The sequence below is a fragment of the Allobosea sp. BK604 genome, assembly GCF_004341515.1.
Classification (GTDB): Bacteria; Pseudomonadota; Alphaproteobacteria; order Rhizobiales; family Beijerinckiaceae; genus Allobosea.
In genome coordinates, this window is record NZ_SLZF01000008.1 from 70,985 (window position 1) to 86,150 (window position 15,166).

At 66.6% G+C, this 15,166-nt stretch carries 8 protein-coding genes; 1 reads left to right on the forward strand and 7 read right to left on the reverse strand.

Annotated features, from left to right (window positions below; translation table 11 throughout):
• Window positions 1–59: 59 nt before the first annotated feature.
• The 5 genes from EV560_RS23580 to EV560_RS23600 all read right to left on the reverse strand — a co-directional run bounded on the left by EV560_RS23580 (window position 60) and on the right by EV560_RS23600 (window position 9,947).
• A complete protein-coding gene (locus tag EV560_RS23580; RefSeq protein ID WP_207908098.1) occupies window positions 60–2,051 on the reverse strand; it encodes a caspase family protein in 1,992 nt (663 codons plus the stop codon).
• A gap of 154 nt (window positions 2,052–2,205) precedes the next feature.
• Window positions 2,206–6,384, reverse strand: a complete 4,179-nt coding sequence (locus EV560_RS23585; protein WP_165923590.1) for a two-partner secretion domain-containing protein — start codon at window positions 6,382–6,384, stop codon at window positions 2,206–2,208.
• 43 nt (window positions 6,385–6,427) lie between these two features.
• Complete coding sequence (locus EV560_RS23590; protein WP_131858279.1) at window positions 6,428–8,176, reverse strand: ShlB/FhaC/HecB family hemolysin secretion/activation protein; 1,749 nt, start codon at window positions 8,174–8,176, stop codon at window positions 6,428–6,430.
• A gap of 437 nt (window positions 8,177–8,613) precedes the next feature.
• Entirely contained in the window at window positions 8,614–9,312 is a 699-nt protein-coding gene (locus tag EV560_RS23595; RefSeq protein ID WP_207908099.1) for a hypothetical protein, read from the reverse strand.
• 320 nt (window positions 9,313–9,632) lie between these two features.
• Window positions 9,633–9,947: a GCG_CRPN prefix-to-repeats domain-containing protein gene (locus EV560_RS23600; RefSeq protein ID WP_207908100.1), complete on the reverse strand. Its 315-nt coding sequence runs from the start codon at window positions 9,945–9,947 to the stop codon at window positions 9,633–9,635.
• Window positions 9,948–10,061: 114 nt separating this feature from the next.
• Between EV560_RS23600 and EV560_RS23605 the strand changes: the two genes are divergently transcribed.
• On the forward strand, window positions 10,062–11,306 hold the full coding sequence (locus EV560_RS23605) for a 2-hydroxycarboxylate transporter family protein (RefSeq protein WP_165923591.1): 1,245 nt from the start codon (window positions 10,062–10,064) through the stop codon (window positions 11,304–11,306).
• A 6-nt stretch (window positions 11,307–11,312) separates the two neighbouring features.
• Here EV560_RS23605 and EV560_RS23610 read toward each other — a convergent pair whose 3' ends face one another.
• Together EV560_RS23610 and EV560_RS23615 are read right to left on the reverse strand one after the other, a co-directional pair.
• Window positions 11,313–12,956, reverse strand: coding sequence for an alpha-keto acid decarboxylase family protein (locus EV560_RS23610; protein ID WP_131858282.1), 1,644 nt, complete (start codon window positions 12,954–12,956; stop codon window positions 11,313–11,315).
• 29 nt (window positions 12,957–12,985) lie between these two features.
• The gene (locus EV560_RS23615) at window positions 12,986–15,067 is read right to left on the reverse strand and encodes a DUF4387 family protein (RefSeq protein WP_131858283.1); all 2,082 of its coding nucleotides are present in this window, start codon (window positions 15,065–15,067) and stop codon (window positions 12,986–12,988) included.
• Window positions 15,068–15,166: the final 99 nt, after the last annotated feature.

Here is a 15,166-nt window from a genome sequence, read left to right on the forward strand (position 1 = left end):
TCTGGTTCTTCCAAGGCTGACGCCGCCATCCGGATGCAGCTGTTCAGTTACAGGCGGGTTCAGCCGTTTCGTGACGAAAGGCTGCCGGTATTGCGCCAGCGCTGCAGGGGCTGGCGCAATTTTGGACCGGTGCGGCCGTCAAGCGAACCGCTGAAATAGCCCTCGCGCTGCAAGCGGCGCTGCAGGGACCGCATCGTATCGGGGGACCAGTTCCTGGTGGATTTGGTCAGTTCCTCGAGCGTGTCGCCCGGATCCGCCGCGACGGCGCGAAGCAGGAACTCTGCTGCGGCATCCGGGTCCTTGCGCGTGCCCCGGCCTTCGTCGAGCAGGACCGCTGCGGCGCGATAGCCGCGCACGTCGCCGAGCTCCACCGCCTTGCGGAAATAGCCGAGCGCCTGGTCCGGCGCGCCGCTGACACCCTGCTCGGCGAGAACCCCGAGATTATAGGTGGCGATCGCGGAGCCCTGCTGGGACGCGCTCGTCAGGAGCTCGATCGCGCGCGGAACGTTGCGGGGCAGGGCGCCGCCCTGCATCAGCGCCACGGCGAGGTTGATCGCGCCATCGGGGCTGCCGCCGGCGGCGGCGCGCTCATAAAGGGCGTAGGCGCCGCGCACATCCTTGGAAACGCCGTCCCCCGCCTCCATGATCAGGCCCAGGCTCACCAGGGCGCGCAGGTTGCCGCGCTCGCCAGCCTCCCGATAGAGCCGCAGGGCTTCGCCGCGCTGGTTGGCTGCCCAGAGTGCGCGCGCCAGCAGCGCCGCGTAATTCGGCATCTGCGGATGGGACGTCATGGCCTGGCGGCAGGCCGCGATCGCCCTGTCGACATTGGCGACGAGGTTTTCGAGGGGGACACCGTCCAGATTGGCTGTCGCATCCCTCGGGTGGGTCGCGAGGCGCTCGCAGAGGGCTTCCGGCGGGGTGCTGGAGCTGTCGGCCTCGGGCAGGGCACCCAGGAGCTTGCGAGCGGAATCCGCATATTTTCCGGTCGGATAGCGATGCAGGTAGAAATCGACCAAGGGCCGCATCCGCACCCGCGACACCAGCTCCCATAATCCGTCCTCCCCGGCGGCATCGGCGCTCGGAGCGCTCCGGGCCGTCCCCGGATCGAGGGAGGCCAATTTGGTGGGCTCGAGCAGCGTGCGCGCCTCGCTGACATGGGCCCCGGTCGGGAACCGGTCGAGATAGAGCCTCAGCAGCGCCGGATCGCGCAGGCCGACGCCGAGCTGCCAGAGTTGAACCTCGGTCGAGGCGGCTTCGGGAGCGCCCGGCTTGAAGGCGAACTGACGGGTGAGGGAGGAATTCTCCCAGGGCACCTGCTGCCCGCCCGTCGCGGCGATCACATCGCGGCGCACCTTGATCATCATCGACGCGATGTCCTGGCCGCGCGTTCCGATATGGCTCAAAAGCGCCCCGGCGAAGGGGCTGTTCCGTCCTGCGCCATCATAGGCGACGTTGTCGGGCTGAGTCGCAAAGGCGAGCAGGAAGTTGGCGGCATTGCCGACGCGGGCAAGCCCGTCCCGGAAGATGTCCCCGGCACCGGCAGCCGCCGATTGGGCCAAGGGATTGTTGCGGCAGGCATCCAGGAAGATCAGATGAATGCCGCGCGCGCCCTCGAGCGCCGAGAGCATCGAGCGCAGCTCGATCGTGGAGCGCTTCACGCCGGCCGCGTCGCGGATCACGGCGTCGGCCGGGACAAGATAGTTCTGCGATTCGATCTGGAAGGCGTGGCCCGCATAGTAGAACATCGAGACATCGGCATCGCGGGCGAGATCGGAAAATCGCGTCATGAGATCGCGCATGGCCGCCATGCCGAGGTCCTCGCCGAGAAGGACCTCGAAACCCTGCTGCTTCAGCGCGTCCGAGACGTCGGCCGCATCATTCCGCGGATTTTTCAGCGGTGGCATCGACTGGTAGGCGCTGATGCCGATAACGAGGGCGACGCGCTTTTCCGCGAGGGCAGGGCAGGCCGACAGGATGAGAACGAAAGCTGCCAGCAGGACGCGCCGGCTGTGCAACTGAATATAGGATTTCACCTGCACAAGCCCGCCCATGAACACCGCTTAAGGTCCTTCCTGTCCGGCGCCCTCAGGTTATCGCAACGTAATCCGGCGATTTTCGGATGAGCTCTCCATGGACGCAAGGCTTGCCGGACACCGCGCCCGGACAGGTGCGTCGGGCGCGACAGCCCTGCGCCGGCCCCGGATCTCACAGCCCCGTGGCACGCGACAGGCGGGTCTCGACCGACCCGAGCGCGGTCGCGATCCGATTGCCTTGCCGGAGCTGGAGCTGACCGATCGCGGGGTCGTCCGCCCTGATCAGGGCAATCGCCTTGCGGACCTCGGTGAGCGCGGCCCGGACGGCGACGCGCGCCTCCTGGACGGTTCGCGCGGCGCGGACCTGGCGCGCCGCCTGCCTGATCACGGCCGGTATCCCCCGCATCGGTCCGGGCAAGGTCAGCGCCCTCGAATCGAGCGCGGTAGCGAATTGCTCGAGGGCATCGCTGACGCAGGACGTATACTCCCGAACCTCCTTGTCGCGGCGCCCGAACTGGCCCTCGCAGCTCGCGACCTTCGACTCGAGGTCGTTCGACGAGCGCTCGATCGCGGCGAGCGTGTCGCGCGCCGCATCCAGCTCGCCCGGGCGCCCGGTTCCGAGGGTGGGTCCACCGCCTCCGACCGAACCGCCGCCGCCGCTGAGGCCCGTCAGGTCCATGACATCGGGTGGATTCGGCAGGTCGACCGTCGTCACCGGCAATTGGCGGCTGGGCACGCCGGCCGCCGTATTCTCGGCGAGGGCGAGCCCGGCCAGCCCGCCGACCGCGACGATCATCGTGCCCGGCACGTAGCTGATCGTGTAATTGGCGGGGTTGAAGGTTCCGCCCGCTGCGCCACCGATCAGGATCGGATAGAAGCCGAGACCGGCGAGGGCGGCCGCGCCATCGCTCGACAGCGTCGCGGCTCCGACCGTCTCGCCGTTCTGCAGTCCGGTCGCAGTGAACTCGAACCCTCCGAACGAGAAGGGCTGGCCGAAAGCCTTGAGCTGGTTGTTTGCCGCGATGATCAGCGATGCCGGCGTCACGGCCAGCGTGCCCGCAGCATAGGAGATGCTGTAATTGGCCGGATTGAAGGTGCCGCCCGCGGCGTTGCCGATCAGGATCGGATAGAGGCCGACATTGGCAAGGGCGGAGGCGCCCGCGCTCAGGAGCGTGGCCGCTCCGACCGTCTCGCCGTTGCGCAGCCCGGTCGCGGTGAATTCGGTGCCTGTGAACGGGAAAGGCGTGCCATAGGTCGCCGTCTGGTTGTTTGCTGTGAGGCTCAGCGGTGCGGGCGCGACCGTGAGCGCAGGAGTCAGCGCCGCATCCGCCAAGGTCGCCACGACACGATAGCCGACGCCCTGCGCGCTGGTCTGGTTCACCCCGACGATCGGGTAGAGGCCGACCGGGCTTGTCGCGCCGGCGGGCGAGGCGAGTGCGCCGGAGAGATCGACCGTGTCGCCTGCTGGCCCGAAGCCGAAGGTACCCGGGCCGCCAAAGCTGCCGAGAACCGGAAAGGCCGGGTTGGCATCGCCGTAGAGACGCGTCGCGTTGTCGGTCACGACGCGAATGACGGGAGAGATGGCATAGAGTTCCGGATAGAAGCCGGCGCTAGGCGGAGCCCAGTTCGTCTCGAAATCCCAGCCCTGCGCGCGGGCCAGGGGCACGAAAATTCCTGGATCCTGGAATTGCGCGGTGGTCAGGCCGGTGGGCGCTGCCGCAGCGGAATCGGTGCCGATCCCCTGTGCCTGCCCGCTGGTCGCGATGTCCCAGAACGATGCCGTGACCGCGCCGGTGTTGGAGCCGATGAGACCGCCGACGCTGGTGCTGCCGGCGCCGCCGTTCACCGGGACGGTTGCGTAGGACTGGTCTACCGAGCCGAGCAGATTCGAGCCGATCAGGCCACCGACACTTGTACTCGCAGCGCCGGACGTCACCGCGCCCGTCGCATAGGACAGGATGATCACTCCGGAATTCTGGCCCACGAGACCGCCGACGCCCACGGCACCAGCGCCGGCCTGGACGGAAACATCGGACCGCGACTGGGCGATGCCGCCAGGAATGAACGGATCCGCCGAACCGTTCTGGCCGACCAGTCCGCCGACCAATTGGTCGCCGACCACCGTTCCGGACGCGATCACCTGGCTGACGGCCCCGAGATTGCGGCCGGTGAGCGCCCCGACGCGCGTGCCTCCGAGGATGCTGACATTGGAGAGCGCGAGATTCTGGACCGATCCCGAGATCTCGTAGAAGAGCCCTGTGCCCGTGTCGCCCGGACGGTTGATGTAGAGATTGCTGATCGTGTGATGCTGGCCGTCGAAGGTTCCGGAATAGGGAAGCGTGCTGGACGAGAAATAGCGGCCGATCGGGACGAAGCCGGTGCCGCCATTCCATAGACGCGTCCCGCTGGCGTCAATGTCGTTAGCCAGCTGATAATCGAATCCGAGAGTGGCGAAGGAGTTGATGCCCTGGAGACCGTAGATGTCGGCGATCACGTAGGAATTGGTGCCTGCACTGAGCGCCCGGCGAAAGCTGCCGCCATCCAGGCGGAAATCCGTCGCGGAGAAGGCCGGCAGCGGGTCGGCCACCTGGTTCCAGGTGCCGGCAGTGAGAATGAAGGTGCCGACATTGACCGCTGCGGTCGGGGTGATCGTTCCGCTGGCATTGATCGTCAACGTGCCCACGTCGATCGGGGCCGCCAGCGTGATGCCGCCCGCGGTCAACTGCGAGATCAGGGTCAGCCCGCCCTGGGGAGCGGAAACGGCCTGCCCGATGGTGATGGTGTTCAGGGCATTGAGCGTGAGGGTCGTCGACTGGGACCAGGTGATCGGAGCGCTGACCGTGATGTTGCCGGCCCCGGCGCCGGGGCTGCCGGTTCCGCCGGTGCTCACGATGACATTGGCGGTCGCCAGTGCGTTTTGCAGGTCCACGACGTTGAGGATCGAGACCGACGGGGGCGGCGGCGACAAGGGCGGCGTAAAGGTGAGATTGGGCGGTGCGCCGGTGAACCCCCATCCGGCTGTGGTCGTTCCGGTCTCGATGAAGATGTCGAAAGGATCGAGCAGAAGCGTCCCGATCTGGCCGCGAGCGGCGGTGAGAATCGTCTGCCCGCGATAGGCGAGCACGCCCTTGCTCGAGACTTCAGCAAAGCCGCCATCGCCGCCATTGGGGCCGCCCTGCGCCCGGATCCTGCCGTCAAAACCGGTGAACTCGTCCGACCAGACGATGATCCTGCCGCCATTACCGGACTCGGTCGCATCGGCGCTGATCTGTGTCGCGCCATCCACCATCGCCGTGCGCGCATGGGGCAGCGACCCCGTGCCCTGCAGGTCGCCGCCGATCCTGATGATCCCTCCGCCCTTGCGCCCGCTCGCGTCGATCGTCGCGCCGGCAAGCCGGATCTGATCGCCGGTGATGGTGATCTCTCCGCCGGTCCCGCCGGACGGGCGAGGCCGCGCGCTCTGCTGCCTGCGGCCCGGCCGGGCGGTTGCCTCGAGCCGGCCGGAGACATTGACGGTTCCGCCGGCCCCGCCGCCGAGAATGATGGCGCCGGAGCGCCCGCCCACTGTGCGCGCCTCGACCACGCCCGAGAGATTGATCGCCTGCCGGGCGACCTCGCGCGCCGTCGCCGCCTGCATCTCGACCCGGCCGCCGCGCGCCCGAATGCGGCCGCTGTGCTGGATGAGCGCCTTCTCGCCACTCGAGCCGGAGGGCACCGCGACCTGAAGGAAGCCATCGCCGGAGATGTCGAGGGTCGCCTGTTCACCGGCGCCGAGCCCGACCTTTCCGAGCGGCACGCTGATCGTTCCGGAATTGTCGACCGAGCCACCCAGGAGGGCGGCATATCCGCCACGGCCGACCTCGATCAGGCCCTGGTTGACCACGGCGGCGGAGGCGCCGTTTCCGGAGAATGTCCGGCGCCCCGATTTGAAATCGTCGTCGCTGATGCCGAGTGTCGAGGCCACGAAGCCACCGCCAGCCCTCACGGCGCCCGACGGGGTGATGACGATGCCATTGGGATTGACGAGATAGACCTGGCCATTCGCGTTGATCTGGCCTGCGATCGTCGAGGTGGTCGAACCCGTGACGCGGTTGAGCAGCGCTGATGAGGCCGAGGGCTGCTGGATATTCACTTGCGCGCCGGCACCGACCGAGAAGCCCTGCCAGTTCACGATCGCGGAGGGAGACCCCTGCTGGATGGTCATCGCGTTCGCGCTCGGGCTGGCGATGCCGACCGAGCCGTGGACGACCGATGGGCCGGTGGGCAGTTCCGTGGCCAGGAGCGGGCGCGGCGACACCAGGCAAGTGCTTGCGAGGAGCGTGAAGCACAAGGTGGTCTTGCGAGGTCTCATCCGATCCCTCCTCGAATCCGAGAGGCGATTGCCAGCTTCACGATCAAAAACGAATGGAGCCCACCACGGTGAAGCGGTTGGCGTCCGGCTGCAGATCATCACGGTATCTTCGCCCGAACTCGAAGGTCAGCGATGCCTGTGAAAAGGCGGGGTCCAATGTTGCCGCCAATCTCAGCCCGAGGCCGATCGACGAGACATGCACCGTCCCCTGCTCGAATGCGGTGGGATGCACCAGGTAAAGCGCTCCGGTCGCCGCGAAGGCGTATGGGGTGGCGAAGACCGGAAACCCGGCGAGCGAGGCCTGCCAGGGCGAGTTGACCTCGCCCCGCACGATCCAGCCGCTATCCCCGCCCAATGTGCCGGCATCGAAGGTCGAAAGCTCCTGGAAGGAGGCGATGCCGAGTTGCTCGGCGCGCGGCAGCGCCGTGTTGAACGAGGTCTGGCCGCGGGCGAACAGGGCAATTCCGACATGCTCCGCCAGAGGCTGCGAGAATGTGAGAATGCCTTCCAGCTTGCGGAAATCGGCGTCGGCTCCGAAGCGGGAGAGGGGAAGAAGCGGCGATGCATCCGCCGCGCTCCGCGCCCCGAATGCATCGAGCCCGACAGAGAGGATCGCGCGCCCCGAGAGGACGCCGCCCGAGGGAAGCTGCAGCACTCCGTCGGTGGCTCCGCGCAGCACCCGGAGCCGATCGAACGAGATCGGCAATTTGAGCCCGGTCGCCAGAATGTCGACGCGCTCCTCCTCCGCGTCGAAGATCAGCTCGGAGCCGAGGGTGAATTCGCGCGATCGGATCCAGGGGTAGCGCAGGCGGGCGGAATAGCGCTCGAATACGCTCGCAGTTTGGGGCGAGCCCAGCGGAGGCTTGGGCGTGGTCCAGCTCTGCACCGCTTCCAGGTTCAAGGTCAGGCCGTCGATCCCCAGCGGTACGACTGTCCCTCCCGACAGGGTCCGCATGCGCGGATAGCGATCGAACAGCCCGCCGAACCCGGTCCCGTCGTTGCCGCCGGGATGGCCGGCGGCGCGGATGTAGAAGGTCTCGCCCAGGCCGAAGACGCTGTTGATGTCGGCCCCTACGGTGCCCGTCGTGCGGCCGAGCTCGCTGGAAAGCGTGTTGTCGAACCCGACGAGGCCTGACAGTGCGCGATAGCGGGCCTGGACGACGAGGACTGTGGCGCCGAGCTCCGCCCCCGGCGACAGGGCCGAGCGCAAGGCGACGCCCGGCGTATCTCCGGCGATCAGCAGCTGGCGCTCGATCTCGCCAAGCCGCAGCTCGCGCCGGCCGATCAGCGGCGCGAGAACGCTCTCGACGCGGCCGCGAACGGCCTCTGGAACCGCATTTGCATCGATCCGCTCGATAAAGCCGCTCACGATCACGATGCGGAGCCGGCCGCCATCGCTCAGGTTCTGGGCGGGCAGCACGACGCGCATGAGGACATAGCCTGCCCGGGCATAGGCAGCCTCGAGGTCGCGGGCGGCCGCGAACAGCTCGGATGCGAGAAGGCGCTTGCCGCTCAGCCGCGCCTGCAGGCGCTGATGCTCGGGGGCCAGCGCGTTGACACCGCCCTCGACGCTCACGCCCGAAAGCCGGATCCACAAGCGCTCGGCCCCAGCCGGGGCATCCAGTCCGGGCTTCCCGGAAAAGACCAGCCCGCCGCCGGCGCGCGGCTGATCGGGCCGGAAACTGGGCGGCGTGATCTGGCTGGCAGTCTGGGCAAGCACCGGCGACGCGAGCAAAAATGTACCAGCCAGGGGCAAACACGCCCTGATCGCCTGCCCGAGGATACTGTGCATCGCCTGAGCCAATTCCCGCCCTCTCAGACCATCATCCGGCCGGGCGCCGTCCGGTCAAGATAAAATTCTAATAACGGCTCTTCTTGTTCCGCCGAGTTGCGAACCGGCAACATAAAAGCGGCCCACGTTCATCGTTCTCGTCAAGTTCTTGCTTGCGACAACTGGCGGATAACACGAAATCCATTCATCCAGGTATGGAATTTCGGGGGCTTGACGTAGGTACCTATTGGCTTGGCTCCGAAATGTTTATCTGTACGAAAATATTTGAAAACTTCAACAAATGCCGCGATCTCTGCGTCAGGCATGTCAATTCAGACCGTCGGGGCCTCCTCTTGTATTCAAATCACCCTATTCTGGAGGTAACGAAGCGTGCGGGAATGCCTGTCCGAGAAGTTTCAGTAGAGCACACGGATACCGCGTGTTTACTGAGCTGGCTTTCAAGCCCCGCGCGTCTCCGCGGCCGGACCGCCGACGGCATTATAGGGTGCAACCTTGAGCGTCGCGGCGAAATCGCCCTGGAAAACGAAGGAGTTGCTGACGTGGCTGAGTTTCGCGGTCACGTCGACATGGACCTTGCCGCCAATATCACGCCAGCGACGGCAGAAGGCATAGTCCTCGGAGAGGAAGCGGTTGGTTTCCGGCTCGATCATCGAATCAAAGAAGCGGAAGCAATGGCGCGCCCTGTCCGGATCTGGCGGCCCATCCGGTGTGTAGCGCAGTTCAGGATAGCTCTGCCGCATCCGGTCGAGTACGCCGCGCTTGATGGCCATGAAGCCGGTTGGCGCCTCGGTGACCTCGAGAAAGCCCTCTTCATCGACCACGAGCGGAATCATCGTACCGTCGGGGAGCCCGCCATTCACAGGAAAGCGCAGATGCGCGGCATTGCGATCCTGCGGGGCAAGCCTGGCGGCGGTTTCCAGCGTGATCGGGTGGAAGCCCTTGAGCGGATAGGCTCCGGCAACGACGTCCCTGTCCGCCAGGAGCAGGCGGAAGACCGATTCGGCTTGGAAGCCGACATCGGAATCGATCCAGAAGACATGGGTGAAGCTGGTTTCGACGAAGAACCGGACAAGCGCCTCGTTGCGCGCCCGGGTCACGAGGCTGCCCCCGAATGCGATATCGAAGCCGGAATTCATGTTCCGCCGCACCATTTCAGCGGTGAGCTGAATGACGCTGTTGGCGTAGCTGCAGGTCACCGAGCCGCTATGGCAGGGGGTAATGAAAAGCGGCCGGATGTTAGCCAATTCACTCGCGGGCAACATGTGCTGCAGGCTTTCCAAGGCTGAACTGGTCGGCGGCGGCAAACCGTCGAGGCGCGGAACAACGAAGGTCCCAGGCGAGAGAACTTACCTGTCTTCCATCATTTATCCAGCGCCTCGAGCCTGGCGACCGAAAGCGGAATGACGCATCGGTCGAGCGCGGCGCCGAAGCCTGCGGGCTTTTCGCGCCCGCCGTCCTATTTCCAGCCACCGCCCGGCAACCTGCCGTGATAGGGCGTATTGCGGCAATGGCCCCAGGGGCCGCGCCAATAGCCCGGCGGGCAGCCATTGCCGACGCGGGTCTGATAGTAGCCATTGGGCAGACGGCCATAGTATGGGGTGGTACGGCAATGGCCCCACGGACCGCGCCATGCATTGGGGCCGCAGCCGCCGGCGACCCGGATGATCTCGCTCAAAGCCGGGACCTGGACCGGCATCGGCATGGCCGAAGCTGCGGCGGGCAGGGCAACGCCGGCGGCAATGGCCAGGCCGGCAATTCGGGGGAGCATCATGGACTTTCTCCTGGGCTTGAGGGTTGGACCGCCCTGCGGATGCATGGCGGGGCTTCGAGGTCGACGGCCGAGAGAGCGGTACGTCGACTGAAGAGGTTGAGGATGCCGGGGGGCATGGCGCAGGCGCGCATCGGGCTGCTACCGCTTCCGCTCTTTCTTGCTCTCCTCACCGCCCTGGCCGTGGCAATCGCCGTGCCGGAAGGAGGGGAGCAGGTGAGCGGCCTGCTCCTGCCCGTTTTGGGCGGATTCATGCTGGCCGAGATCGGCGGCCGCATCCCGTGGCTGCGGAATGCCGGGCTCGATACGGTGCTCGTGCTGCTCGTGCCGTCCTGGCTCGCCTCGGCGGGACTCTTGCCCGATGGCACCCTCATGGCGTTGCGTCGGCTGCTCGAAGCAACCGATGCCGTCGGGTTCTTCGTGACGGTGCTGATCGTCGGAAGCGTGATGAGCATCGAGCGCGCTGCACTGCCCACGGACACGGCGCGCCTGATGGCCTTGCTGGCCGGCGGGACCGCGGCGGCGCTCGTCGGTGGCCTGGCCGCTGCAATGCTGCTCGATCGCCCGGCCATCGAAACGCTCGCGCTGACCCTCGCTCCGGCCATGGCCGGCGGTCTCAGTGCCGGCGCCATTCCGCTCTCGGTCGCATATGCCGATGCGCTGGGCGCCCCGCAAAGCGTCTTGCTGGCGCGGATGCTGCCGCCACTGATAGCGGCCAACCTTCTGGCGATCCTGTTCGCGGGGGCTATCGCCCTCGTGGAGCGACAGCACGATCGCATGAGCGCCGGCGCGCCGCGGCCTTCCCCGCCAAAGGCGCCGACGCCTGTCACGAGCCTCGGCCGCCTCGCATTCACCTGCGCCGGATTGGTTGTGCTGCATCTCATCTCTTCGCATGTCGCGCGCAGCTCGGGCTGGGCGGCCCCATTGATCGTCCTGCTGCTGGCAGCCTTGCTGCGACTTGCCGATCCGCTGACGGCTGGTCCGCGGCAGGACGTCGTCGTGCTCTACCGGCGTTGCCTGCAGTGGCTGATCCATCCGGTGCTGTTCATCGCCGGAGCGCTCTTCACGCCCTGGGCCCAACTCGTCGAAGGATTCTCACCGTTCAATCTGCTGCCGGTCGCGGCGGCTGTCGGCGGGATGGTGCTCGCGGGCGCTGCACTGGCGCGGCCGCTTGGCCTCGCCGCAGCAGATGGTGCCGTGCTCGCCCTGACCCGCGCCGCCATGGGCGGCACGGGCACGATCGCGATCCTCAACGCGAGCCGCAGGCTCCGGCTGATGCCGCAGGCGCAGATCCTCACCCGGATTGGCGGCGCCCTCACGCTTGCCTTGGCGATGGCGGCGATCGGCGCGCTCGACCCTTGAGCCGGTTTAGGATTTGTAGAGCGTCTTGACCGCCTCGTGCAGTTTCTCGGCAAGCGGCGAGGCGGCATAGGCGTCCGTCACGACCTCGATATAGGCGGCGCTATCGGTTCGGCCTGCTGCCGCCATGGCCTCGTCGAGCTCGGAGCAGGTCGAAACGCGGGCCGTCAGCCAGCCCTCATTGCCGAAGGCCTGCGGCAGCTCGGCATAGCGCCAGCGCGCCAGGTCGTTATACGAGGCCGAGGGGTCCTTGCAGAGCAGCCGCTCGATCAGATAGCCGTCATTGTTGAGCACGAAGATGCTCGGCTTCAGCCCATGCCGGCCGAACTGGCCGATCTCCTGCACGGTGAGCTGATGCGCGCCCTCGCCGGTGATCAGCACGACGTGGCGGTCCCGCGCCGCGATCGCCGCGCCGAAGGCAGCCGGCGTCGCCCAGCCGATCGATCCCCACAGCGTCTGGTTATGGAAGGTCGCTCCCTTCGGCAGCAGGGCGAAACCCATACCCATCGAGACCGTGCCGGTCTCGACGACAACGATGTCACCGGGCTTCAGGAACCTCTCCCAGCGCGAATAGAGCGCGGCGGCGCCGATCTCGTCCCCGCCTGTCCCGCCTGCGTCAGCGAGAGGTTTGGCCGCGAGCTTCTGCCAGTCGCGCGGCAAGAGTCGCTTCGCCAGCAGGATCAGAAGCTCGCCCATCTCGACATCCGGATAGATCCTGCCGTCGATCTGGACGTGATGATGAGCGATCGTGATCGTCTTTGCCGGGTCGAGCCTGGCGGTGAAGGCGCCGCTGTTGAAATCGGTCATCGGCGCCCCGACGAGCAGGACGCGGTCGCTGCTCTCGACGAAATCGCGGACCGGCTCGTTCATCAACGCGCCATTGTACATGCCGATATAGGCCCGGTGCTGCTCGTCGAGCACGGACTTGCCCATCATCATGGTCGAGAAGGGCAGGCCGGAGGCGTCGACCACGGCCTGAAGCTCGTCGCGCAAGCCGGCGCGCGCCACCAGGATGCCACCGACGAGGCAGGCGGACGACGCGCCGGCGAGCGCCGCGACGATCGCGTCTGCCGCCGCGGCGAGCCGGGCCTGATCGCTGTGCGGGGCCGGGATCGGCGCGGCCTCGCCCAGGACCGGCTGGTTCGCCAGATCGGCCGGGAAGGCCATGTAGACCGGCCGGCGATGATAAAGCGCCTCGGCGATCAGGCGCTCGGTCTCATAGGCGACGTTCTGCGGGGTCATCACCGCATGGGCGCAGACGACCGGCTCGCTCATGCGCCGAAACAGGTCGTATTCGCCGTTGCCGAAGGTGTGGTGCATCGGCGCCCGGGCATATTGCGTCGCCATGTTCGGCATGCCGACGAGATGGAAGACCGGCAGATGCTCTGCATAGGCGCCAGCGACCCCGTTGATCGCGCTCAATTCGCCGACGCCATAGGTGGTCGACAGTGCAGCGACACCCCTGATGCGGGCATAGCCATCGGCGGCATAGGCTGCATTGAGCTCGTTGCCGCAGCCGATCCAGCTGAGCCGCGGATCGGCGCAGACGGCATCGGAGACGGCGAAGGAATAGTCGCCGGGCACGCCGAAGACATCGCTGACGCCGATATCATGGAGGCGCGACAGCACATGCTGGATGACGGTCCTTGTCATGGTCGGTTCCTCTGATTGCGACGGGGGCGTCAGAAGGCCGAGGCCCTGGCCAGCGCCGCGGCGTGGATCGGAATGGACAGTCCCTCGAGCGTGGCCTGCTGCTGGGCGCCGAAGACGTCCCGTTCGTCAATCGAGGCGGAGATGTTGGGGCGATCGACCGAGATCTTGATCGCATTGCAGCTGTCGACGAAGAAGGTGCCGACAATCCGCTCCGCCGGCAGGCCGAGAATGTCCGCGATGTTCTCCTTGCAGAAGACGTTCGAGCGCAGCGCCGCCTCGTAATTCTCGCCGGAGGTGAAGATGATGTCGAAGGTCAGGCGGTTGATGCCGGCATCCTTGCTGCGGATCACCACGGCCATGTCGAGCAGCCGATGGCTGCCGATCGCGACGCCGGAAGGCGGTACATCGGCGATCAGCGAGAGCGTGCGATCGTCGAGATTGCCGGCATAGCCTGTCTCGCCGATGTCGAAATAGCGTGCGCGCGCCGTTGCTTCCTGCCTCCAGTCACCTCCGTCGGCGCGGAAATAGGTGATCGGGAACATCACATCCTTGATCACCGCCTCGTTCTGCAGGAGGTGATAGAGCGACCAGGCATAGGCATCCGGCGCGTCGAGGGCCAGGAGGGTTCCCGGCTGGAAGGCTGCGAGCTTGCCGATGCGCTCGATCTCCTGGCCATGCAGGGCCTCGAGGCGTTGCGCGTCGCGCTCGACCGTCCGCAGCAGGATCGCGGGCCTCGACTCATCGGCTTCGATGATCTTGTAGCTGGCATCGGCGAGCGCATCCGGGAACTCATCCTCGATCAGCTTGATCACGGCAGCCTTGATCGCCGCGTAGTTGGCGAAGAAGACCGGATCGCGCGTGCCGCTGGGAACGATCGCGCCGAAAGTGCCGTCCTCGCGCTGGAAGCTGACCAGATTGGGAGAGAGCGGATAGGCGATATTGCCTGCCGTCGCCTTGCGGCCGGGATAGCCGTAATGGATGAGGTAGTGCGTCAAAAGACTGGCGAGCAGGACCGCGGCGTCCCGGCTCCTGGCGCTGGTTTCGATGATAATGCCGAGCTCGCGCTCTGCTGCCGCCACGTGCCGCGTCTGCACGCCGTTGCGGCCATAGACCAGCACGTCGTCCGGTATCTTCGCCAGGTCCGCGGGGTCGATATGGATCAGCGAGACCTTGCGCCGGCCGAGCTTGCGCGCGCCTTCCAGCTTGATGCTCCAGGGCCAGGGCTTGGCCGAGCGGATGAAGCGACTATTGCGAATGCCGGCCGTGCGGCCGTCATGGGAGAAGAACTCGGTCTTCTCCATGGCCAGGATGCCTTCGGGGTAGAATTGCAGCTGCGGATGGCTCTCCTCATAGAGCGAGTGAGCCGCGATCGAGTAGGCGGTGCAGCGCCGGGCCGGGTTCGGAGCGACGAAGAGTGCGGTGCCGTCATCGTAGATCTCGGCCACGAGGCAATCCGACGGCGAGCCGGGATCGCAGGCCAGCGCGCCGCATTCGAGCACATGGCCGACATGATAGGCGAGGCCCGGTTCGATGCCGCGGCGGATCATGTCCGAGGCGAACAGCGCGATGTCGCAGGAGCGCCCGGCGAGGATATACTGCGCCCCGTCCTCCAGCGCGGTGATCAGCGGATGGATACCCATCTGGCCAACGATCGTGCTATCGCGCAGGGCCTCCTCGTCGAGATCGGGGCCGCGCCCGGTCGGCAGGAGCTTTCCGGCCTGGAACTCCTTGATCACCAGCTCCGGATCGAGCTCGGCGCCGATCGTCGCGACCTTGGCGTCCTTGACGCCGAGCTCAGCGAAGACCTCCTTGGCGATGCCGACCATGAGATCGAGATTGCGGTTCCCGCCGGCCATGCCGCTGCTGCCGAGGATCACCGGGCAGCCCAGGCGCTGGCCGGCCTCGACCATGTGGCGGAAATCCGCCTTAACGGCCTCGGTTTCGAAATATTCCGTGCCGGTGCCGAGATAATAGGGGCCGGCATCCATGGAACCGCCATCGGAGATGATGGCATCGACCTGCCCGGCGAGAGCCGCCTCGAGCGATTCCTTGGGATAGCCGTATCCGAGAGCGCCGCAGGCGGAGACGACACGATAAAGCAGCTTCGGCATGGTGAGCTCCTTCCAGGTTCAGGAGCTGGCCTGCCGCCATGCCCCGCGTGATGCGGCGGGACATGTGTCGCAAACCGGGCGGCAGGAAAAATATTACTT

What these genes read in the sequence shown, in the direction of transcription:
- EV560_RS23615 (WP_131858283.1), bottom strand. Translation starts at nt 15,067, where the DNA reads ATGCCGAAGCTGCTTTATCGTGTCGTCTCCGCCTGCGGCGCTCTCGGA.
- EV560_RS23605 (WP_165923591.1), top strand. Translation starts at nt 10,062, where the DNA reads ATGGCGCAGGCGCGCATCGGGCTGCTACCGCTTCCGCTCTTTCTTGCT.
- EV560_RS23610 (WP_131858282.1), bottom strand. Translation starts at nt 12,956, where the DNA reads ATGACAAGGACCGTCATCCAGCATGTGCTGTCGCGCCTCCATGATATC.
- EV560_RS23595 (WP_207908099.1), bottom strand. Translation starts at nt 9,312, where the DNA reads ATGAATTCCGGCTTCGATATCGCATTCGGGGGCAGCCTCGTGACCCGG.
- EV560_RS23590 (WP_131858279.1), bottom strand. Translation starts at nt 8,176, where the DNA reads ATGCACAGTATCCTCGGGCAGGCGATCAGGGCGTGTTTGCCCCTGGCT.
- EV560_RS23585 (WP_165923590.1), bottom strand. Translation starts at nt 6,384, where the DNA reads ATGAGACCTCGCAAGACCACCTTGTGCTTCACGCTCCTCGCAAGCACT.
- EV560_RS23600 (WP_207908100.1), bottom strand. Translation starts at nt 9,947, where the DNA reads ATGATGCTCCCCCGAATTGCCGGCCTGGCCATTGCCGCCGGCGTTGCC.
- EV560_RS23580 (WP_207908098.1), bottom strand. Translation starts at nt 2,051, where the DNA reads ATGGGCGGGCTTGTGCAGGTGAAATCCTATATTCAGTTGCACAGCCGG.